This window comes from Comamonas aquatilis (genome assembly GCF_965139575.1).
In the GTDB taxonomy this organism is placed as follows: Bacteria; Pseudomonadota; Gammaproteobacteria; order Burkholderiales; family Burkholderiaceae_C; genus Comamonas; species Comamonas aquatilis.
Window position 1 is genome coordinate 38590 of record NZ_CBCSIW010000017.1, and the last position, 21642, is coordinate 60231.

The window sequence follows — 21642 nt, forward strand, 5'->3', positions numbered from 1 at the left end:
CCCCTATACAGGGCTGGCGCACGACGTCCGGCCACCTACATGGAGACAAGCCATGAATGCCCCACTACCGAACGAGGTGCGCAAAGCACTCGAATCCGTCACGCTCGACGACAAATACACATTGGAGCGTGGCCGTGCCTTTATGAGCGGCGTACAAGCCCTGGTGCGTCTGCCCATGCTGCAACGCCAGCGCGATGCCATGGCAGGGCTCAATACCGCGGGCTTCATCAGTGGCTATCGCGGCTCCCCGCTGGGCACGTACGACCAGTCCCTGTGGGCGGCCAAAAAGCATATGGAGGCGAACCACATCGTCTTCCAGCCCGGTGTCAACGAGGAGCTGGGCGCCACGGCCGTCTGGGGCACGCAGCAGCTCGATCTCTATCCCGATTCCAAGAAGTTCGATGGCGTGTTCGGCATCTGGTACGGCAAAGGCCCGGGTGTGGACCGCTGCTCCGACGTGTTCAAGCACGCCAATATGGCGGGCACGGCCAAGCATGGCGGTGTGATTGCGATTGCGGGCGATGACCATATCAGCAAGTCCTCCACGGCCGCCCACCAGAGCGATCACATCTTCAAGGCCTGCGGCACGCCGGTGTTCTTTCCCAGCAATGTGCAGGACATTCTGGACATGGGCCTGCATGCCTTTGCCATGAGCCGTTTCTCCGGCCTGTGGTCGGGTCTCAAGACGATTCAGGAAGTGGTGGAGTCCTCTGCCTCCATCGAGGTGGACCCCGATCGCGTCAACATCATCCTGCCCGAAGACTTTCAGATGCCACCCGGCGGCCTGCACATCCGCTGGCCCGATCCGCCACTGGAGCAGGAACAGCGTCTGATGAACTACAAGTGGTATGCGGCCCTGGCCTATGTGCGCGCCAACAAGCTCAACCACAACGTGATCGAAAGCGCGAACGACCGTTTCGGCATCATCTCCAGCGGCAAGGCCTATAACGACACGCGCCAGGCCCTGGCCGATCTGGGCCTGGACGAGGACACCTGCCACCAACTGGGCATTCGCCTGCACAAGGTCAACGTGGTCTGGCCGCTGGAGGCCACCATTACCCGCGACTTTGCCCGGGGCCTGCAGGAAATTCTGGTGGTGGAGGAAAAGCGCCAGGTCATCGAATACCAGATCAAGGAAGAGCTGTACAACTGGAACTCCGACGTACGCCCGAATGTGGTGGGCAAGTTCAGCGACGAGCATGGCGGCGAATGGTCGCTGCCCAACCCCAGCACCGACTGGCTGTTGCGCCCCAATGCCGATCTGACGCCGGCCATCATTGCGCGCGCCATTGCCCAGCGCCTGAAAAAGCTGGGCGTGCCCGGCTATATCGAGGTGCGCATGCAGCAGCGCCTGGCCGTGCTCGATGCCCGCGAAGCCGCCATGAATGCGGCCAAGGCCGACCCCACGGGCGACCGCACGCCCTGGTTTTGCAGCGGCTGCCCGCACAACACCTCCACCCGAGTGCCCGAAGGCTCGCGCGCCGTGGCCGGTATCGGTTGCCACTACATGACGACCTGGATGCCCGACCGCAATACCAGCACCTTCACGCAAATGGGCGGCGAGGGCGTGACCTGGGTGGGACAGGCTCCGTTCACCACGGAGGCGCATGTCTTCGCCAACCTGGGCGACGGCACCTACTTCCACAGCGGCCTGCTGGCGATTCGCCAGAGCATTGCGGCTGGCACCAACATCACCTACAAGGTTCTTTATAACGACGCCGTGGCCATGACGGGCGGCCAGCGCGTGGGCGAGCGGCCCGAGGGCCATTCGGTGCTGCAGATCATGAACAGCCTGTTGTCCGAAGGCGTGCGCAAGCTGGTCATCGTCACCGACGAGCCGCAGAAATACGCTGGCGCGAAGCTGGGCGAGGGCGTGACCGTGCACCACCGCGACGAGCTGGACCACATCCAGCGACAGTTCCGCGAGCTCAAGGGTTGCACGGCCATCATCTACGACCAGACCTGCGCCACCGAAAAACGCCGCCGTCGCAAACGCGGCACCATGAGCACGCCCGACAAGACGGTAATCATCAACGAGCTGGTCTGCGAAGGCTGCGGCGATTGTTCCGTGCAGTCCAACTGCCTGTCGGTGGAGCCGGTGGAGACCGAATTCGGTCGCAAGCGCCGCATCAACCAGAACAGCTGCAACAAGGATTACTCCTGCGTGAAGGGCTTTTGCCCCAGCTTTGTGACGGTGGAGGGCGGCACGCTCAAAAAGCCCAAGAAGGAGAAAAAAGGCAATCTGGACTCCTTGCCCGCGATTCCCGATCCCGTGCTGCCCGTGGCCGAGCAGGCCTGGGGCATTGTGGTGGCCGGCGTGGGCGGCACGGGCGTGATCACCATTGGCTCGTTGCTGGGCATGGCGGCGCACCTGGAAGGCAAGGGCGTCATCACCCAGGATGCGGCAGGTCTGGCGCAAAAAGGCGGCTCTACCTGGAGTCATATCCAGATCGCCAACCGGGCCGATGCCATCTACACCACCAAGGTGGACATGGCCAAAGCCGATCTGGTGATCGGTTGCGACCCCATCGTGGCGGCCACGCCCACCACCATGGCCGTGATGCAGCCGGGCCGCACCTTTATTGCGCTCAACACCCATGCCTCTCCCACGGCGGCTTTTGTGGGCAACCCGGACTGGCAATCGCCCGATACCCGCTGCGTCGCGGTGCTGGCGCAAACCGTGGGCCAGGACAGCGTGGGCAGCTTCGATGCCGAGAAAGCCGCCTCGGCCTTGCTGGGCGACAGCATTTATGCCAACCCCATGATGCTGGGCTACGCCTGGCAAAAAGGCCGCGTGCCGCTGACCCATGCCTCGCTGATGCGGGCCATGGAGCTCAATGGCGTGCAGGTGGCCAACAACCAGGCCGCTTTCGAATGGGGACGCCGCTGCGCCCATGATCTGAATGCGGTGCGCGCCCTGTATCAGGCTTCGCAGGTGATCCAGTTCGTCAAAAAGCCTTCGCTAGAGGAAATGCTGGCCAAGCGGGTGGAATTTCTCACCGGCTACCAGAACGCCGCCTACGCCCAGACCTACCAGGACTTTGTGGCCCAGGTGCGTGCAGCGGAGGCGCCGCTGAACCAGGGCACGCGCCTGTCGCAAGCGGTGGCGCGCTATCTCTTCAAGCTCATGGCCTACAAGGATGAGTACGAAGTGGCACGTCTGCACACCGATGCCGCCTTCACCCAGAAGATTGGCGATATGTTTGAAGGCGACTTCAAGATCGTGCACCACCTGGCACCGCCTGCCATGGCTAAAAAGGACGACAAGGGCCATCTGCTCAAGAAGTCCTACGGCCCGTGGATGCGCAAGGCCATGGGCGTGCTCGCCGGCATGAAAGGTCTGCGCGGCACGGCGCTGGATCCGTTCGGCAAGACCGAGGAGCGCAAGACGGAGCGGGCCCTGATTGCCGAATACCGCCAGTGCATCGAAACGCTGCTGGCAGGCTTGACGACCGACAAGCTGGCGCTGGCCGTGGAGATTGCCTCCATTCCCGAAGACATCCGTGGCTACGGCCATGTCAAGGAGCACCATCTGGCCGCCGCCCGTATCAAGTGGCAGACCTTGATGACCCGCTGGAATGCCCCGGCTTCGCTGGCAAAGCCGCAGCCTGTGCCTGCCACGGTGTAAGCTGCAGTGAACTAATCGCGCCTGTGCGCATCAGACAAAGGCCGGGACACCCCGGCCTTTGTATTGGGGCTGGCAGGGCTATTGTTTTGATAGCTGATTGCGCCGACAATGATTGAATTCAAAAGCATAACAACGAATCATTCGAGAACCAACAAGCGCTAGCTGCTATGGTTTTTGCGTCTCCCGTCTGTATTACCGGCTGATGCCCTGCCCATCAGGGATTGTCTGTGCCTGCAGCCCTGTCCCTGCGAGAGGTGGGTGCAACGGGGCCGAATACAATGTTTCGCTAAGCTGCATGGGCCGGAGCACTCTGGCGCATGCAGACATTCTTTTGACAATTCCACTCTTTACGGAGTTCCGTTCGTGTTTATCTCTTCCGCTTTCGCCCAGACCGCCCCCGCTGCCGCCGCCGAGGGTGGCTTCATGGGTTCGCTGACCGGCATGCTGCCCTTGGTGTTGATGTTCGTGGTGCTGTACTTTGTGATGATTCGTCCTCAGATGAAGCGTCAAAAGGAACACCGCTCCATGATCGACGCGCTGGCCAAGGGTGACGAAGTCGCCACCGCCGGCGGCATCATCGGCACGGTGACTCGCATGGGCGAGCAATTCCTGCACATCGAAGTGGCTTCCGGCGTGGAAGTGCAGATTCAGCGCTCTGCCGTGGTGCAAGTGTTGCCCAAGGGCACATCCAAGTAAGCCCTGCGGCTTTGGATTTCGATAGGGGGTACGGCGCTGCAGGTCGGCGCGCGTACCCGTTGTGCGTTGCTGTAATACAAAGAGCGCGATCATGAACCGATACCCGGTCTGGAAGTACGCGATCCTCGTGATCGCGCTGCTGGTGGGGGTGCTCTACACCCTGCCCAATTTCTTCGGTGAAGCGCCTGCCGTGCAGGTTTCTTCCGGCAAAGCCACCGTCAAGGTGGATCACGCCGTGCTGCAAAAGGTGGAAGCCGCCTTGGCAGCGGCCAACCTCAAGCCCGATGCCCTGTCGCTGGAAGGCACTTCGGTGCGTGCCCGCTTTGAGACGCCCGATGAGCAGCTCAAGGCCAAGGACGTGATCCAGAAGGCCCTGATCCCCGATCCCAGCGATCCCGCCTTTATCGTGGCGCTGAATCTGGTCTCGCGTTCGCCCGAATGGATGGCAGCTATCGGCGCCAAGCCCATGTATCTGGGTCTGGACTTGCGCGGCGGCGTGCACTTCATGCTGCAGGTGGACATGGCTGCGGCCCTGACCAAGAAGGCCGAAAGCTACGCCAGCGACCTGCGCACCACCATGCGCGACAAGAATATTCGCCATGGCGGCATCAGCCGCGATGGCAACAACATCGACATCCGCGTGCGCGACGAAGCCACGCAGAAGGCCGCCAGCAATCTGATCACGGACCAGTTCCCCGATCTGATCGCGGTGTCCCAGCCCGATGGCACAGGCTTCAAGCTGCGCGCCAGCATCAAGCCCGAAGCGCTGCGCAAGGTGCAGGAACAGGCGCTCAAGCAGAACATCGTCACCCTGCACAACCGTATCAACGAGCTGGGCGTGGCCGAGCCGGTGATTCAGCAGCAGGGTCTGGACCGCATCGTGGTGCAGCTGCCTGGCGTGCAGGACACGGCCAAGGCCAAGGACATTCTGGGCCGTACCGCCACGCTGGAAGTGCGTATGGTCGACGAGTCCACAGAAGCGCGCGGCGCTGAAATGGGCACCGGTCCCGTGCCTTTCGGCTCCGAGAAGTATCTGGACCGCAACGGCCAGGCGGTGATCGTGCAAAAGCAGGTGACGCTGACCGGCGAGAACCTGACCGATGCCCAGCCCGGCTTTGACAGCCAGACCCAGGAGCCCACCGTAAATCTGACGCTGGATGCCAAGGGTGCACGCATCTTCAAGGATGTGACCCGCGAGAACGTGGGCAAGCGCATGGCCATCATCCTGTTCGAAAAGGGCAAGGGCGAGGTGGTGACGGCGCCGGTGATTCGTGGCGAAATCGGTGGCGGCCGGGTACAGATCTCGGGCCGCATGACGACCCAGGAAGCCAACGACACCTCGCTGCTGCTGCGCGCCGGTTCGCTGGCCGCGCCCATGGAGATCATCGAGGAATACACCATCGGCCCCAGCCTGGGTGCCGACAACATCAACCGCGGTATTCACTCCGTGGTCTGGGGTATGGTGGCAATTGCGGCCTTCATGTGCATTTACTACATGCTGTTCGGCGTGATCTCCACGATCTCGCTGGGCGTGAACGTGCTGCTGCTGCTGGCGATTCTGTCCATGCTGCAGGCCACGCTGACGCTGCCCGGCATTGCCGCCATGGCCCTGGCGCTGGGCGTGGCCATCGACTCCAACGTGCTGATCAATGAACGTATCCGCGAGGAATTGCGTGCCGGCGCTTCGCCGCAGGCCGCGATTCATGCCGGTTACGAACATGCCTGGCACACGATTCTGGACTCCAACGTCACCACGCTGATCGCCGGTCTGGCGCTGCTGGCCTTTGGTTCGGGCGTGGTGCGCGGCTTCGCCGTGGTGCACTGCATCGGCATTCTGACCAGCATGTTCTCGGCCGTGTTCTTCTCGCGCGGTCTGGTCAACCTCTGGTACGGCGGCCGTAAAAAGCTCAAGAGCCTGTCGATTGGTCAGGTCTGGAAGCCTCAGGGCGACGAACACCGCTCTGTGGCCAGCCGCGGCGGCAACAACTAAGGAGGAAGATCATGGAATTCTTCCGCATCAAAAAAGACATCCCGTTCATGAAGTACGCGTTGTTCCTCAACGCGGTTTCCTTCATCACTTTTGCTCTGGCCGTCTTCTTCCTGTTCTCGCGCGGGCTGCACCTGTCGGTGGAGTTCACGGGCGGTACGGTCATGGAAGTGGCCTATACCCAGCCTGCCGATATCGGCAAGGTGCGCGAAACCATCTCCAAGCTCGGCTTTCAGGATGTGATCGTGCAGAACTTCGGCACGTCCAAGGATGTGATGATCCGCCTGCCGGTGCAAAAAGGCGTGACCTCTGCTCAGCAAAGTGAGCGCGTGCTCTCGGAATTGAAGTCGCAAGACGCCGAAGTGACGCTGCGCCGTACCGAGTTTGTGGGGCCGCAGGTGGGCGACGAGCTCATGCACAACGGCCTCATGGCCCTGGGCATGGTGGTGCTGGGCATCGTGATCTATCTGGCCTTCCGCTTCGAGTGGAAGTTCGGAGTGGCGGCCATCATCGCCAACTTGCACGATGTGATCATCATCTTGGGCTTCTTCGCCTTCTTCCAGTGGGAGTTCTCGCTCTCGGTGCTGGCTGGCGTGCTGGCGGTGCTGGGTTACTCGGTCAATGAGTCGGTGGTGATCTTTGACCGGATTCGCGAAGCCTTCCGCAAGTTCCGCAAGCTCGATACCGACGAGGTGATCAACCACGCCATCACCTCCACCATGAGCCGCACCATCATCACCCACGCTTCCACGGAAGCCATGGTGCTGTCCATGTTCTTCTTTGGCGGTCCCAGCCTGCATTACTTTGCGCTGGCACTGACCATCGGCATCTTGTTCGGTATCTATTCCTCGGTGTTCGTGGCGGCGGCCATTGCCATGTGGCTGGGCGTCAAGCGCGAAGATCTGGTCAAGGCGCCCTCCAAGGCATCTCAGGATCCCAACGACCCCAATGCGGGAGCGACCGTATAGAAGTAGGGCTTACACTTGAGCCAATGCCGCTCTCGCCGCCCTCATCCAACGCGCCTGCAGCCCAGATTCAACTGGGTTGGCAGGCGCGCTTGCGTTGGGCGCATGGCATCTGCCAGGGCCTGCCGGCGGTGGTCCGGCAGATCGACGATGCCCTGGGCAGGCCTGCCGAAATGGGCTGCACGCAAAAGCAGATGCAGGACCAGCGCGAGGCCTGGGAGTCGTTTCAGCAGCACAAGGTTGTCTGGCAGCAGGAGAGCCTGAAAGCACTGCAGCAGACGGCGCGCCAGCAGGCCACGACGGCAGCGATAGCGGCCCCGGTCAAAGCCGCTGCTCCGCTGACCTTCGAGCTGCTCAGCGACGATGTGGTGGAAAACAAGATTCAGGCTTCGCGCATGGCATTGACCATGGGCGAGGCCACGCAACCCGGCTTCGATGCCATGCGCCTGCGCATCCAGGCGCTGGAAGGCCGGGAAATGTCGGCACAGGACATTTTTCGGGTGGATGCCGTCTGTCTGCTGCTGGTGGAGCAGTGGCTGTTGTGCGGCATGGAGCGCAAGCATTTGCAGCGCGTATCGGAGGTGCTGCAAGCCGCGCTGGGCGAGTTGATGGCGTCCGAGTACGCCGTCCTGCACAAGATGCTGGATGCCAAAGGTGTGGCCAGCGCGCAGGATGCTCCATTGAAAGTGCGCCGCACGGAAGGCGAGACGACGACCGGCTCCATGCCCCTGGATACCCGCAGCGGCATGTCCACAACCGGCGCCGGCTATGGGCCGCTGGCCTCCACGCAGGATCAGGCCGGTATGGCCACGAATGCGGTGGGTGCGAATGTGCTCAGCCGTGCCCGTCACAGGGCGCAAGAGGCGGTAGGCCAGCTGCGCCGTTTGCTCAGCCAGCCGGCCATTGGCATACAGGGCTTGCTGCCCGGCATGCCGGCCGGGCCTGTGGCCCCGGCCTCTGCGGCCTTGGAGCAGGCTTTGCGCGAGCAGCAGCTGGCGGCTGTCACCCAGTACCAGTATGTCGCCACGCAGGGACTGGCCAATGACGGCCAGGACTATGGCCCGGCGGCCATTGGCCAACTGGTGGATCTGGTGCGCGAACGCTCGGCGCAGTGGAAGCAAAAAGCCAGCACTTCCGGTGAAAAAGCCACTATTGAAGTGGTGGCGCTGATGTTTCAGAGCATTTTGTCGGAAGACAGAATTCCGCCCTCGATTCGCGTGTGGTTTGCGCGCCTGCAGGTGCCGGTGCTGCGCGTGGCCTTGGCCGAACCTGCGTTCTTCAGCAATTTGAATCACCCGGCGCGCAAGCTGATCGACCGCATGGGCTCCTGCGTCATGGGCTTTGATGTGAGCAGCATCAGCGGCAGTGCGCTGGAGGTGGAAATCCGCCGTGTGGTGCAGGTGATAGAGCAGTACCCGGAAACCGGGCAGAAGGTGTTTGTGCTGGTGCTCAAGGAGTTCGAGGAATTCCTGGCCAGGCATCTGCCGCAGCAAAACCAGTCCACCGCGAAAATCGCCAGCGTGGCCCAGCAGGTGGAGCAAAAAGAGACGCTTGCCGTGCAGTACACGATCGAGCTGCGCAATATGCTCACCGATATTCCCGTGCGTGAAGAGGTCAGGGAGTTTCTCTTCAAACGCTGGGCGGACGTGCTGGCCATGGCCACGGTGCGCTATGGCGCCAAAGACCCGCGGGCCATGCGCTTCAAGCAGGCGGCCAGCGAGCTGGTCTGGTCGGCCAGCGCCAAGCCTTCGCGCCAGGAGCGTGCCCGTGTCATCCAAGGCCTGCCCCTGCTGCTGCAGACCTTGCGCGAAGGCCTGCTGCTGGTGAATGTGGCGGGCGAGGAGCAATCAGCCCAGATCAAGAAGCTCACCGATACGCTGGCCGAGGCCTTTGTTTCCAAGACGGCGGCCATACCGGCCGAGCGTATCGACGCCATGGCCAAGCGCCTGGCCGAGCTGGAGCATTTCATCAGCGACGATGGGCGCATGGACGATATGTCGCTCTCGCCCGAGAACATCGAGATGATTCTGGGGGTGGATATTGCCGACCTGCATGTGGTTGCCAATACCGATGCGCCCGTGGATCCGGCCATGCTGGAGTGGGCGCAGTCGCTGGAGGCCGGGCGCTGGTTCACGCTGGACCACAACGGCAGCCGCACCCAGGTGCAATACGCCTGGCGCAGCCGCCGCAAACAGCTGCATCTGTTTGCCGCGCTCGACGGTCAGTGCTATTTGCTGCAGCTGCAGCGCATGAGTGCCTATCTGCAGGCCGGTTTGCTGGCCGTGCACGACGAAGAAGCGCTGACGGTACGCGCCACGCGCGATGCCATCCAGAAAATCCAGGCCAATCCCGAGCGTCTGCGCAGCTAGGTCGCCGTCAACCGCTGGTACATGCCGCCCGGCAGACGGGCGACCCGATTGTCCAGCTCCAGTTCCATCAGCTGGGCCTGCAGGTGCGCGGCGTCCCAGCCGGTACGTGCCACCAGGGCATCCAGCGACATGGGGTCGTGGCCCAGTGCCGCCAGCAACGGGTGTTCTGCAGCTGCTTCTTGTTTGATAGCTGTATGCGCTTTGCTGTCATTGGCTGGGCGTGTATTCAACCCCTGAAACTCTTCCAGCACATGCTGCGCGGTCTCCACCAGCTTGGCGCCTTGGCGCAGCAGGGCATGGCAGCCTTTGGACTGGGGGGCGTGAATTGAGCCGGGAATCGCAAAGACCTCGCGGCCCTGCTCGCTGGCCAGCCGCGCCGTAATCAGCGAGCCCGATTGCAAAGCGGCTTCCACCACCAGCGTGCCTTGCGACAGGCCAGCGATGATGCGGTTGCGCTGCGGAAAATGCCGTGCCAGCGGGCCGCTGCCCAGCAGATACTCGCTGACCACCAGGCCATGTTCTGCAATCTGGCGGGCCAGGGCGCTGTGGCTTGAGGGGTAGACCTGATCCAGGCCGGTGCCCACGACGGCAATGGTGCGAGGCCGGCTCGCTTTCTGGCCGGCCAGCAGCGCGCCTTCATGGGCGGCGGCATCAATGCCGCGCGCCAGGCCCGAGACAATGCACAGCCCGCTTTCAGCCAGGGCTTGCGCCATTTGCCTGGCATTCACCAGCCCCTGGGCCGAGGGATTGCGGCTGCCCACCATGGCCAGGGTGGCCGGATAGGGGAACCAGGGGTCATCGGACTGCAGCAGCGCGGCAGAACCCTGGACAAACAGCAGCAGCGGCGGGTCTTCGGATTGCAGCAGGCAGTCCGGATACTGAGGATGGCCCAGCGTGATGAGGATGTGGCCCAGGCCCGGCGCAGCGCTGTTCAGCCATTGTGCGGTGGCCGTGCATTGCTGCGCCCAGTCTGCCGGCGGCACGGCCAGGGCCTGCACCTGTGCGCTGCTGGCGCATTCGCCCCAACTGGCGCGGGGTAGCTGCCAGATGGCCTCGGCACTGCCGGCCTTGGCCAGCAGGCGCCTGGTGGTGCTGCGGCCTACGCCGGGCGTGAGCAGCAGCCGCAACCAGGCGGCAGTTTCCGCATCCAGTGCATCGCCTTGGTGAGAGGGTTCAGAGACCGGATTCACCATGGCAGCTCTCTGGGTCTCAATGGTCTGTGGGCGTGAGCAGCTTGTCGCCTACGGTCACGCCGCGCTGGGCGGTGGTGATGAGGGCGTAGGAGACGCGGTCAAACACCTTGAAGACCATGGCGTAACCGTTGCGCTCGTCGGGCAGTTGCACCACATCGCGGCTGCGGGTGGTCTTGTCCACGATGCGTGCGCCCGTGCTGATGACTTCCAGCACCGTGCCTATGTCCATGCCGTCTTGCTGACCCCGGTTGATGGCGATCACCTGGTTTTGCGAGGCATAGAGCGCGGCCGAATCGCCGTAGATGGAGACCACCGTGGCATGCACATCCGTCTTTGGCGCATGGGGCACGTAGTTGATGAACTCCTGCGGTGGCGCGGGCAGCAGGCGGTCGCCGGTATAGATTTCGTTTTTGGCCTTGATCAGATCCACGGTGGCCGGGCTGGCCTGGGTGGCGGTGTCGCCATTGCCCTGGGGCAGTTGCACCACGCTCTCGCCATCCACCAGCTTGGCCAGGCCCAGGTATTTGGCTTCATAGCCCAGCACTTCGGCAGTGATCGGGTCCTTGAGCGGCTTGGCATCGCGGAAGACGCGGAAGCTGTCGGGAGAGCCAGCTTGCTTGAGCACGGGGCTGCCGTCGGAGCTGCGCACATAGGCGCGGTCTCCGCTGGCCATGAGCACGCGCTTGTCGGTGGTGGCGATGATGCGGGGTGCCCGCTGCAGCGTGCCAGCGTCCACGATCAGCGGCTCGGCCAGGAAAGGCTCGATCAGATGCGGTGGCAGCGTGGGCAGGGCCAGTTCGGACAGCGAGGATTCACGTGTGTGAGGCGACAGACGCACCACGCCGGGCTCGCCGCCGGGGGCCGTGGTGGACAGGCGGGCATAGCCGTTGCTGCGCACCAGATACAGCACCTGGCCGGGGTAGATCAGATGGGGGTTGGCGATGGCGCCCAGGTTCATGCCCCACAGATCGGGCCAGCGCCAGGGCTTGCGCAGATACAGGCCGGAGATGCCCCACAGCGTATCGCCGCGCTTGACGGTGTAGCGCTCGGGGGCGCCGGCTGCCAGCTCGCTCTCGGGAATGCCTTGCTGGGCCACTTGCTGGGCGGTGGAGCGCTGGGTGGCCGTCACCGGATAGCTCTGGGCATATGCCGAGGTCAAGGTGGCGGCAAGCAGCGTGGCCCCGATGCTCAAGGTGCGAGCGGTGGCAAATACAGTCATGAAAGTCCTTCTGACGGGCGTCATTTTCGACAGCGTCCCTCACGTCGCTGTGGTGTGGCTGATCTTGGCACAACTGACCACACAAGTCTTACAAATCAGCGCAAATTCTCGATGCAAGGCCTTGATCGATCAACGCTTATTGGTATTGCGCAAAGCATTTCGCCGCAAAAGTGGGGACAATAACGACACATTTACCGACTTGCCATGGCCATTCTTCCCATTCTCTGCTTTCCCGATCCCCGTCTGCACAAGGTTGCCAAGCCTGTGGCGCAAGTGGATGAGCGCATCCAGACCCTGGTGAAAAACATGCTCGAGACCATGTATGACGCCCAGGGCATTGGCCTGGCCGCCACGCAGATCGATGTGCATGAGCGAGTGGTGGTGATTGACGTTTCCGAAGAGCGCAATGAGCCGCTGGTGCTGATCAACCCGGAAATCGTCTGGGCCAGCGAGGAAACGCAGCTGGGCGAAGAAGGCTGCCTTTCCGTGCCCGGTATCTATGACGGCGTGGAGCGTTCCGTGGCCGTCAAGGTCAAGGCCCTCGATGAAAACGGCAACAGCCGCGAGATCGAAGCCGAAGGCATGCTGGCCATCTGCATGCAGCACGAGATGGACCACCTCATGGGCAAGGTGTTTGTGGAATACCTCTCGCCCCTGAAGCGCAACCGCATCAAGACCAAGCTCGTCAAGGCCCAGAAGCTGGCAGACAGAGGCTGATAGCCCGGGAGTTCACCATGTCCACCACCCGCACACGCACCTTGATGTTCGCCAGCCTGCTGGCGCTGGTGGTGGGGCTGGCGGGGTGCATGGTGCCCGAGTGGCAAAAGCCCGGCATGCCCCGGGCCGAGGTGGAAAAAGGCATGGGCAAGCCCACCGAGGTCCTGCCCTTGCCCGATGGCGGCACCCGTCTGGTCTACAGCCGCCAGCCTGCCGGTCAGCAGGTCTATCACATGGATTTCGACGCCCGCCAGCAACTGGTGCGCGTGGAACAGGTACTGGATACGGCCCACTTCTTTGCGCTCAGAAATGGCGTGGACACCCGAGACAGCGTGCGCAAGACGTTTGGCCCTCCCGCGCAAGTCGAGAGGGTTTACAGCTTCCAAGGCGACATCTGGACCTACCGTTTTCTGGACAATGGTTTTCCTCGGCGTGCCCATGTGCATATTGACCCGGCGGGCGTGGTGCGCAAAACCATGTTTACCGACGAGGCCATGTACATCCGCGAGCCGCATCGCTGATTTGCCGCGCTGCGCGGCAGCCCCTATTTATCTGTGAGTCCCATGAAAGTCATTTTTGCGGGCACGCCCGAATTTGCGCGTGTCGCCCTGGAGCGCCTGCTGGTCGCAGGTTTTGAAGTCCCTCTGGTGCTGACCCAGCCCGACCGCCCTGCGGGTCGCGGCATGAAGCTGCAGGCTTCGCCCGTCAAGCAATGCGCGCTCGAGCATGGCATTGCCGTGTCTCAGCCCATGAGCCTGCGGCTGGACGGCAAATACCCTGAAGAAGCCGCAGCGGCCAAGGCCGCGATCGACGCAGCCCAGGCCGATGTGATGGTGGTGGCCGCCTATGGTCTGATCCTGCCGCAATGGGTGCTGGATACGCCGCGTCTGGGCTGTCTGAATATTCACGCCAGCCTGCTGCCCCGCTGGCGCGGCGCAGCCCCTATTCACCGGGCGATCGAAGCCGGCGATACCGAGACCGGTGTGACCATCATGCAGATGGACGCGGGCCTGGATACCGGCGATATGTGCCTGATCGAGCGCCTGCCGATTGCGGCCGACGACACCACGGCTAGCCTGCACGACAAGCTGGCCGAACTCGGTGGCAGCCTGATTGTGGAAGCACTGGAGCTGGCCGCCTGCGGTGGCCTGAACCGTACGCCCCAGCCCGCCGAAGGCGTGACCTACGCTCACAAAATTGAGAAGGCCGAGAGCCTGATCGACTGGAGTGAGAGCGCGGAGCTGATCGCCCGCCGCCTGCGCGCCTTCAACCCCTTTCCCGGCGGAGCCACCAGCCTGGGTAGCGAAGCCATCAAGGTCTGGGAAGCCCGGGCCGAAGATGGCAGCGGCGCAGCCGGCACCGTGCTTTCGGCCGACGCCCAGGGTGTGCGTGTGGCCTGCGGCAGCGGCGTGCTCAATATGACGCTGCTGCAGCGTGCCGGCGGCAAGCGCCTGGCGGCTGGCGACTTCTTGCGCGGCTTTGAATTGCCTGCAGGTGCGGTGCTGGGCTCGGCCTTAGCATGAACTCTGCAGTCCTCACTCTAGGCCAGCGGGCCAGATCCATAGTCAAAGATCCGTTTTTCTGGGTCGGCTCGCGCGAGATGGCGGGCACGGCCCTGGGCATTGCCGCCTGGGGTCTGGTCACCGGCGTGGCCATGGTCAAAAGCGGGCTGTCCGTGCCCTTGGCACTGTTCATGGGCTTGACCGTCTATGCGGGCAGCGCCCAGCTGGCGGTGTTGCCGCTGATGGCCGTGGGCGCTCCGCTGTGGGTGGTGTGGTTCACCGCCATTTGCGTGAATCTGCGCTTTGTGATCCTGTCGAGCATGTGGCGCAGCTATTTCGAGCATCTGAGCCTGCGCCACCGTCTGGGCGTGGCCTATTTCAGCGGCGATGTGATCTTTGTGAACTTCATGCGCCGCTACCCCGAGGCCAAGCCCCAGGCGGAGCAAGTGCCATATTTCTGGGGCGCCTCACTGACCAACTGGCTGGCCTGGCAGATTCCGTCCACGCTGGGTATTTTCCTGGCCGATCAGATTCCGCTGTCCTGGGGTCTGGGCTTTGCCGGGGTGCTGGCACTGCTGGGCGTGTTGCTGTCCATGCTCAACGACCGCGCTACCTGGGTGGCATCGATTGTGGCCTGCACGGCGGCAGTGGCCGCGTTTGCGTTGCCGCTCAAGCTCAATATCCTGGTGGCGATTGCCGCTGCCGTGGCCGCAGGCCTGATGGCCGAACAGCTGCAAAAGCAGGCCAGACAATTGCCTCCCGTCGAGCGCAAGGGAGAGCAGCCATGATGAGCAGCTTCTGGATCGTGATCGCCTGCATAGGGCTGGCGCTGATCACCCTCATTACCCGCGCCTTCTTTCTGATTCCCAAGAATGAGATTCCACTGCCCCACTGGCTCAAGCGCGGGCTCAAATACGCGCCGCTGGCGGCCCTGGCGGCGGTGATCGCGCCCGAGATCGTGATGAGCAACGGCGAGCTGATCCGCACCCTGGCCGATGCGCGCCTGCCGGCATTGGCCGTTGCGGTGCTGTACTTTTTTTACAAGCGCAGCATTCTGGGCACCATTGCTTTGGGCATGGCGATCTATTTGCCGCTGCACATAGGCCTGGGTTGGTAGCCCCAGCGCTAGCGACAGCAGGAGTGTTGCGCTCCTGTTTTTGCTGATTTTGAAGGTGTGTGGGCTTGAAACCCAGTTACCACCTGCGGATGATGCTCCTGATTTTGAGTCGAGTAAGCGGCAGGCCGTGCACCTGGATGGAGGCGAGGGCCCTAAAATAGGCCCAATTCTTCGCTTTTCCAACCTTTGTACGGGCGACTCTGTGGGTCGCTTTTTTGCTGCATGAACATCATCCGCTTCTCCGATCTGTGCGCCCAAGGCAAAGCCCAGGGCCAACGCGTTTTCATCCGTGCCGATCTGAACGTTCCTCTGAACGACGCCGGTGAAATCACCGAAGACACCCGCGTGCGCGCCTCGGTGCCTGCCATCGAGATGGCACTGAAGGCCGGCGCTGCCGTGATGGTCACCAGCCATCTGGGCCGCCCCACCGAAGGCGAATTCAAGCCTGCCGACTCGCTGGCTCCCGTGGCCAAGCGCCTGGGCGAGCTGCTGGGTCGCGAAGTGCCCCTGGTCGCCAACTGGGTGGACGGTGTGGAAGTGGCCCCCGGTCAGGTCGTGCTGTTGGAAAACTGCCGTGTCAATGTGGGCGAGAAGAAGAACAAGCCCGAGCTGGCCCAAAAGCTGGCCAAGCTCTGCGACATCTATGTGAACGACGCTTTTGGCACGGCCCACCGCGCCGAAGGCACAACCTACGGCATCGCCGAATACGCGCCCATCGCCTGCGCCGGCCCGCTGCTGTCGGCCGAAATCGACGCGCTGAACAAGGCCCTGGCCGCTCCGGCCCGTCCGCTGGCCGCCATCGTGGCCGGCTCCAAGGTCTCGACCAAGCTGACCATTTTGACCAGCCTGGCCGACAAGGTGGACCAGCTCATCGTGGGCGGCGGCATTGCCAACACCTTCATGCTGGCTGCCGGCCTGAAGATCGGCAAGTCCCTGGCCGAACCCGATCTGCTGGACCAGGCCAAGGCCGTGATTGCCGCCATGGCTGCGCGCGGTGCTGAAGTGCCGATTCCTACGGACGTGGTGACCGCCAAGACCTTTGCCGCCGATGCCGTGGCCACCGTCAAGAAGGCTACCGAAGTGGCCGACGACGACATGATTCTGGACATTGGCCCGGAAACTGCCGCCAAGCTGGCCGCCCAGCTCAAGAAGGCTGGCACCATCGTCTGGAACGGCCCCGTGGGTGTGTTCGAGTTCGATCAGTTTGCCAACGGCACCAAGGTGATTGCCGAAGCGATTGCCGAATCGCCGGCCTTCAGCATTGCCGGCGGTGGCGACACCCTGGCTGCGATTGCCAAGTACGGTATCGAAGACAAGGTCGGCTACATCTCCACCGGTGGCGGCGCTTTCCTGGAAGTGCTGGAAGGCAAGACCTTGCCCGCCTTCGAAATTCTGGAAAAGCGCACCAACGCTTGAGGCGTTTCGAGCTGAAGCGTTTGTTGAGTAAACGCTGATTGCTATGAAATCTGATGGCCTGCCCGGTTCACCCTGGCAGGCCTTTGCTTTTGATAGCTGCTTTGATTGGCAGAGGTGCACCACCAAGGCAAACTACGCAACACCATGCCAAGCCAGTACTACACCGCCGCCAGCCTCGATGGCTTTCTCGCGACAGAAGACGATTGCATCGATTGGCTTTTCCCCCTGGGCAGTCTGGCCCAGTCCAGCTATCCGGATTTCATCGCCGAAGTGGGCGCCCTGGCCATGGGCTCCTCCACCTATGAGTGGATGGTCCGCAACGCCGAGGCGGTGTTGAAGGAAACCGGAGCAGCCTGGCCTTATTCGCAGCCTACCTGGGTTTTCTCCAGCCGCCCGCTGCCCTTGATCGAAGGCGCGGATGTGCGCTTTGTCAGCGGCGATGTGCGTCCGGTATTTGCGCAGATGCAGGCGGCGGCCGGTGGCCGGAATCTCTGGATTGTGGGCGGCGGCGATCTGGCGGGGCAGTTCCATGATGCCGGTCTGCTTGACGAAATCATCGTCCAGATAGGCTCGGCCACTCTGGGCGCGGGCAAGCCGCTGTTTCCCCGCAGAGTGCTGAGCCCGGTGCTGCAATTGCAGTCGGTCCGGCAAATGGGCGCCGGCATGGCCGAGCTGCGTTATGCGGTGCGCAAGGCGGCGCCGGACGTGCTGTGAACTAGGACTTGCTAGGCCACAGCACCGATGCAATCGCCACCACCATCAGACAGACTGCCGTCCAGTCCTGCCAGTGCAGCACTTCGCCCAACCACCAGGCGCCGACGAAGACGCCCAGCACGGGGATCATCATCACGCTCAGAGTGGAGGCCACGGGCGGCAGACTGCGGGCCAGGTAAAACCACACGGCCTGGGCAAAGCCCAACACCAGGACGCCATTGAAAGCGATAGCAGCCAGCGCGCTCTGGTCGGGGGCATGCCATTGTTTTCGTTCAAAGACAAAGGCCAGCACGGTGAGCACCACGGTGGTGATGGCCACCATCCACAGCGACAGCGTCATCAGTGGCACAGGCGCTTCGGCGCGGCGCAGCAGCTGGGTGCCCCAGGCCCAGCCGGCGGCGGCGATCAGCATGAGGATGACGCCCAGGGGCTTGCTGCCCAGCGCTCCCACCTCGTGCCACAGCAGCAGCAAGACGCCCAGGAAGGCCGCGCCCACGCCGGCCCAGGCCCGCAGGCTCAGCTTGTCCTTGAAGAACAGGCTGCCAAAAACGGCTGAAAAAATGGGCATGGTATAGCCCAGAATCGCTGCCCGGCCGCTGGAGAGCGTGGGAATGGCGATGATGATCAGGCAGTGCCAGAGCACCATGTTGAACAGCGTGAGCTTGGCCAGCTGTCCCCAGTAGCTGCGCGGAATCGTCAGCGGCAGGCCTTTGGTGGTGACAAACACAGCCAGTATGGGCAGGCCGATCCACATGCTGACCATGCGAAAGGACAGGGGCGGAAAGTGCTGCACGCCCAGCTTCATCACCGGCCAGTTCAGGCCCCAGACGATGGTGAGTGCGACAAGAAGTACAAGTTGTTTGGGGGTGAACGAAGGCATAAGAGATGAATTATCTCCCCCTGAGCGGCTTCGCCGCTTCCCCCTCTCTCGCTTTGCGGGAGGGGGACGACACCATCGGTGCGGGACGGCCCTTCCTCGGTGTCTCTTTGCCGGGGCATGCCTGCGTTACGGCCTGTCGCAAGACCTGCAGCAGGGCTTGGAAGAGGGGAGCAATTAAAATCGCCCCTCATGACTTTCCTCGACATGCTGCGCGACGCGTCCACGCGCAACGAATCCATGCTTTGCGTGGGTCTGGACCCCGAACCCAGCCGCTTTCCTGGTGCCATGCAGGGCGACGCCTCCAAGATTTACGATTTCTGCGCGGCCATTGTCGATGCCACCCATGATCTGGTGAACAGCTTCAAGCCCCAGATCGCCTACTTTGCCGCCCACCGTGCCGAAGACCAGCTGGAAAAGCTGATGGCGCATATGCGCCGCGTGGCACCTCATGTGCCGGTGATTCTGGACGCCAAGCGCGGCGACATCGGCTCCACCGCCGAGCAATACGCCAAGGAAGCTTTCGAGCGCTATGGAGCCGATGCCGTGACCCTGTCGCCCTTTATGGGCTTTGACTCGATCACGCCTTATCTGAAGTACGAAGGCAAGGGCGCCTTCCTGCTGTGCCGCACCTCCAACCCCGGCGGTGACGATCTGCAGGCGCAAACCCTGGCCGATGTGCCCGGCAACCCCCAGATGTTCGAACATGTGGCCAAGCTGGCTCAGGGCCCGTGGAATACCAACGGCCAGCTGGGTCTGGTGGTGGGCGCCACCCGCCCGCATGAGATCGAGCGCGTGCGCGCCGTCGCTCCTAATTTGCCCCTGCTGATTCCCGGCGTGGGCGCCCAGGGCGGCGATGCCGTGGCGACGGTGAAGGCAGCCCGCATCGGCGGTGGCCCCATCATCATCAATTCCTCGCGCGCCATTCTGTACGCCTCGCAGGGCGATGATTTTGCTGCGGCGGCCCGTCAGGCCGCCATGGCCACCCGCGCCATGCTGCAAGCGGCCGCCAAGGCCTGACGGACCGGGTCGCTGGCCATGCAAGGCAAATGGCTGGAAGACTTTTTGCTCCTGGCCCAGGAGCGCAGCTTCACCCGTGCGGCGGAGATGCGCCATGTCACCCATCCGGCTTTTGGCCGCCGCATCCGTGCGCTCGAGGCCTGGGCGGGCACGGCGCTGATTGAACCCGGCAGCGGCGCCGTGCGCCTGACGCCCGCCGGCGAGGCCTTTCGCGATACCGCCGAGCAGATGGTGCGCATGCTGGCCCAGTCGCACGACGAACTGCAGGCCGTGGCCGGGCGCCAGGCCCATGTGATCACCCTGGTCACGGGCCGCACGCTGGCGCGCACCATCGTGGCGGACTGGCTGGCCCGCTACAGCGCGGTGCTGCAGACGGCGCAGATGCGCGTCATTACCCGCACGCTGGATGAAGCCGTGGCCATGTTGCAGCGCGGGGAGGTGAGCTTCTCCCTGCTCTACCACCATGCGGCCATTGCCGTGCGGCTGGACGGCCGCCAGTTCAGCTATCTCACCGTGGCGCACGACAAGCTGGTGCCGGTGGCGCGGGCCGATGCCGACGGCCGGGCGCTGTTTCATCTGGCCGGCAGCCAGCAGCCGGGGGCCAGCGCGGTGCCGTATCTGGCGTTCTCGCGCAGCATGGCCCTGGGGCGGCTGGTGGAGGATTACCTCAGCAACAATCCGCTCACGCCGCGTCTGCGCCGCTGCATTGAATGTGATTCGGCCGATGCCAATTACGAGTACGTGCTCAAAGGCCTGGGCGTGGCCTGGATGCCCTGGTCCATGGTGCAGCGCGATTGCCAAGCCGGCCGTCTGGCCCTGGCGGGCGACAGCAGCCTGGACGTGCACTTCGACGTGCGCCTGTACCGGCCCAAGCGCCACCTGGGCGCGGCGGCCGAGCAGTTCTGGAGCGATATTACCCAGCCCGGCTAGCGCATGCGGGTTCTGGACCTGCCGGGCAGCGCCCCATCGCCTTTATAGTGCCTAATCAGCACCTGTTCGTGCTGTATCGGCACCAAATGTCTTTCTCGGTGTTCGCACAATCGGCGTCATACAGATTCGGAATAGCTCCATGCAAAACACAAAAATCTCCCGTCGCACCGCCGTGGCCGCAGGCCTGATGCTGGCGGCCTCTGCCGCCGTGCCCGCGCTGGCGGCCGACAACTACCCCAGCCGCGCCATCACCATGGTCGTGGGCTACCCCGCAGGCGGCAGCACCGATCTGGTGGGCCGTCTGGTGGCCGATGGCCTGTCCACCCGCCTGGGCCAGCCCGTGGTGGTGGAGAACGTGGGCGGCGCCGGTGGCGCCATCGGTGCGCAAAAAGTGGCCAAGGCTGCCGCTGACGGCTACACCATCATGGTGGGTGCCAACAATGAGCTGGCCATTGCCAAGCTGATCAACAAGGCCGTGAAGTACAACATCGGCGACTTCACGCCCATCGGTCTGGTCGGCTCCCAGCCCATGGTGCTGGTGGCCTCGCACAAGGCCGGCGTGAAGAACGCTGCCGAGTTTGTGAGCCTGGTCAGCAAGAACCCCGAGAAATTCAGCTACGGCAGCTCCGGTGTGGGCACGGCCCTGCACCTGGCCGGCGAGCTGATCAAGGAACAGGGCAAGCTGGCCATGACCCATGTCCCCTACAAGGGCGTGGCACCGCTGACCACCGATCTGGTGGGCAACAACATCGAGTTCGGCATGTTTGTGCTGTCCAGCGGCCTGCCCCAGATCAAGGCCGGCAAGGTGGTGGCTCTGGGTACGACCGAAGCCAAGCGCTCGGCCATCACCCCCGATATTCCTGCCCTGTCCGAATTGCCCCAGTTCAAAAATGTGGACATCAACAGCTGGTTTGCGATGATGGCGCCCAAGGGCCTGCCCGCACCGATCGCCGCCAAGCTCAAGAAGGCGCTGGACGAGACCATGGCCTCGCCCGAGTTCCGCAAGAAGATGGAAGAAACCGGCAATGTGGTGGCCGATCCCAAGGTGGATGCCGGCAAGTACATCAATGCCGAAATCGCCAAATACAGCAAGATTGTTCAGTTCGCCAAGATCGAGAACTGATGCAGAGCAGCGCCTGGCGTTGCTATCAAAACAAAAGCTGCCAGCGCTTGATTGATAAGCGCTGGCAGCTTTTTTGATGAGGCATGCTTTAGCTCAGAGGCATCGAGCAAGAGCCGCCTCGCAGCGAAGATGCCGTCCCCCTCGGGGGGAAGCGGCAAAGCCGCTCAGG

18 protein-coding genes are annotated in these 21642 nt (G+C 63.0%); 15 read left to right on the top strand and 3 right to left on the bottom strand.

Annotated features, from left to right (window positions below; genetic code table 11):
* Positions 1-52 precede the first annotated feature (52 nt).
* The 5 genes from ACNAZA_RS17070 to ACNAZA_RS17090 all read left to right on the top strand — a co-directional run bounded on the left by ACNAZA_RS17070 (position 53) and on the right by ACNAZA_RS17090 (position 9645).
* Positions 53-3628 (top strand): indolepyruvate ferredoxin oxidoreductase family protein, encoded by a 3576-nt coding sequence (locus tag ACNAZA_RS17070; RefSeq protein WP_415797733.1) that lies wholly within the window; start codon positions 53-55, stop codon positions 3626-3628.
* A 363-nt stretch (positions 3629-3991) separates the two neighbouring features.
* A complete protein-coding gene (gene yajC, locus ACNAZA_RS17075; RefSeq protein WP_120965232.1) occupies positions 3992-4324 on the top strand; it encodes a preprotein translocase subunit YajC in 333 nt (110 codons plus the stop codon).
* 91 nt (positions 4325-4415) lie between these two features.
* Positions 4416-6314: a protein translocase subunit SecD gene (secD, locus tag ACNAZA_RS17080; RefSeq protein ID WP_415797734.1), complete on the top strand. Its 1899-nt coding sequence runs from the start codon at positions 4416-4418 to the stop codon at positions 6312-6314.
* Positions 6315-6325: 11 nt separating this feature from the next.
* The gene (gene secF, locus ACNAZA_RS17085) at positions 6326-7279 is read left to right on the top strand and encodes a protein translocase subunit SecF (protein ID WP_415797735.1); all 954 of its coding nucleotides are present in this window, start codon (positions 6326-6328) and stop codon (positions 7277-7279) included.
* Positions 7280-7302: 23 nt separating this feature from the next.
* The gene (locus ACNAZA_RS17090) at positions 7303-9645 is read left to right on the top strand and encodes a DUF1631 domain-containing protein (protein WP_415797736.1); all 2343 of its coding nucleotides are present in this window, start codon (positions 7303-7305) and stop codon (positions 9643-9645) included.
* Here ACNAZA_RS17090 and dprA read toward each other — a convergent pair.
* Together dprA and ACNAZA_RS17100 are read right to left on the bottom strand one after the other, a co-directional pair.
* Positions 9642-10838 (bottom strand): DNA-processing protein DprA, encoded by a 1197-nt coding sequence (dprA, locus tag ACNAZA_RS17095; protein WP_415797737.1) that lies wholly within the window; start codon positions 10836-10838, stop codon positions 9642-9644. The genes ACNAZA_RS17090 and dprA overlap by 4 nt on opposite strands.
* Positions 10839-10854: 16 nt before the next feature.
* Complete coding sequence (locus ACNAZA_RS17100) at positions 10855-12057, bottom strand: LysM peptidoglycan-binding domain-containing protein (RefSeq protein ID WP_415797738.1); 1203 nt, start codon at positions 12055-12057, stop codon at positions 10855-10857.
* Between the two features lie 204 nt (positions 12058-12261).
* Here ACNAZA_RS17100 and def point away from each other — a divergent pair, with 204 nt between their 5' ends.
* The 7 genes from def to ACNAZA_RS17135 all read left to right on the top strand — a co-directional run bounded on the left by def (position 12262) and on the right by ACNAZA_RS17135 (position 17523).
* Positions 12262-12774, top strand: coding sequence for a peptide deformylase (gene def, locus ACNAZA_RS17105; protein WP_415797739.1), 513 nt, complete (start codon positions 12262-12264; stop codon positions 12772-12774).
* Positions 12775-12791: 17 nt separating this feature from the next.
* Positions 12792-13295 (top strand): hypothetical protein, encoded by a 504-nt coding sequence (locus ACNAZA_RS17110; protein ID WP_415797740.1) that lies wholly within the window; start codon positions 12792-12794, stop codon positions 13293-13295.
* Positions 13296-13337: 42 nt separating this feature from the next.
* Positions 13338-14297, top strand: a complete 960-nt coding sequence (gene fmt / locus ACNAZA_RS17115; RefSeq protein WP_415797741.1) for a methionyl-tRNA formyltransferase — start codon at positions 13338-13340, stop codon at positions 14295-14297.
* Positions 14294-15064 (top strand): AzlC family ABC transporter permease, encoded by a 771-nt coding sequence (locus tag ACNAZA_RS17120; RefSeq protein WP_415797742.1) that lies wholly within the window; start codon positions 14294-14296, stop codon positions 15062-15064. The genes fmt and ACNAZA_RS17120 overlap by 4 nt, the downstream gene beginning before the upstream one ends.
* Entirely contained in the window at positions 15061-15393 is a 333-nt protein-coding gene (locus ACNAZA_RS17125) for an AzlD domain-containing protein (RefSeq protein ID WP_415797743.1), read from the top strand. Before ACNAZA_RS17120 ends, ACNAZA_RS17125 begins: the two co-directional genes overlap by 4 nt.
* Positions 15394-15615: 222 nt before the next feature.
* Positions 15616-16809, top strand: coding sequence for a phosphoglycerate kinase (locus ACNAZA_RS17130; RefSeq protein ID WP_415797744.1), 1194 nt, complete (start codon positions 15616-15618; stop codon positions 16807-16809).
* Positions 16810-16953: 144 nt separating this feature from the next.
* Positions 16954-17523, top strand: coding sequence for a dihydrofolate reductase family protein (locus tag ACNAZA_RS17135; RefSeq protein ID WP_415797745.1), 570 nt, complete (start codon positions 16954-16956; stop codon positions 17521-17523).
* A 1-nt stretch (position 17524) separates the two neighbouring features.
* On the opposite strand, the gene ACNAZA_RS17140 is transcribed toward ACNAZA_RS17135, so the two are convergent.
* A complete protein-coding gene (locus tag ACNAZA_RS17140) occupies positions 17525-18403 on the bottom strand; it encodes a DMT family transporter (RefSeq protein ID WP_415797746.1) in 879 nt (292 codons plus the stop codon).
* Between the two features lie 189 nt (positions 18404-18592).
* On the opposite strand from ACNAZA_RS17140, the gene pyrF reads away from it, so the two are divergent.
* The 3 genes from pyrF (at position 18593) to ACNAZA_RS17155 (ending at position 21473) form a co-directional block, all read left to right on the top strand.
* A complete protein-coding gene (gene pyrF / locus ACNAZA_RS17145; RefSeq protein ID WP_415797747.1) occupies positions 18593-19420 on the top strand; it encodes an orotidine-5'-phosphate decarboxylase in 828 nt (275 codons plus the stop codon).
* A gap of 18 nt (positions 19421-19438) precedes the next feature.
* Positions 19439-20350, top strand: coding sequence for a LysR family transcriptional regulator (locus ACNAZA_RS17150; protein ID WP_415797748.1), 912 nt, complete (start codon positions 19439-19441; stop codon positions 20348-20350).
* 139 nt (positions 20351-20489) lie between these two features.
* The gene (locus tag ACNAZA_RS17155; RefSeq protein WP_415797749.1) at positions 20490-21473 is read left to right on the top strand and encodes a Bug family tripartite tricarboxylate transporter substrate binding protein; all 984 of its coding nucleotides are present in this window, start codon (positions 20490-20492) and stop codon (positions 21471-21473) included.
* The last annotated feature ends 169 nt before the right edge of the window (positions 21474-21642 follow it).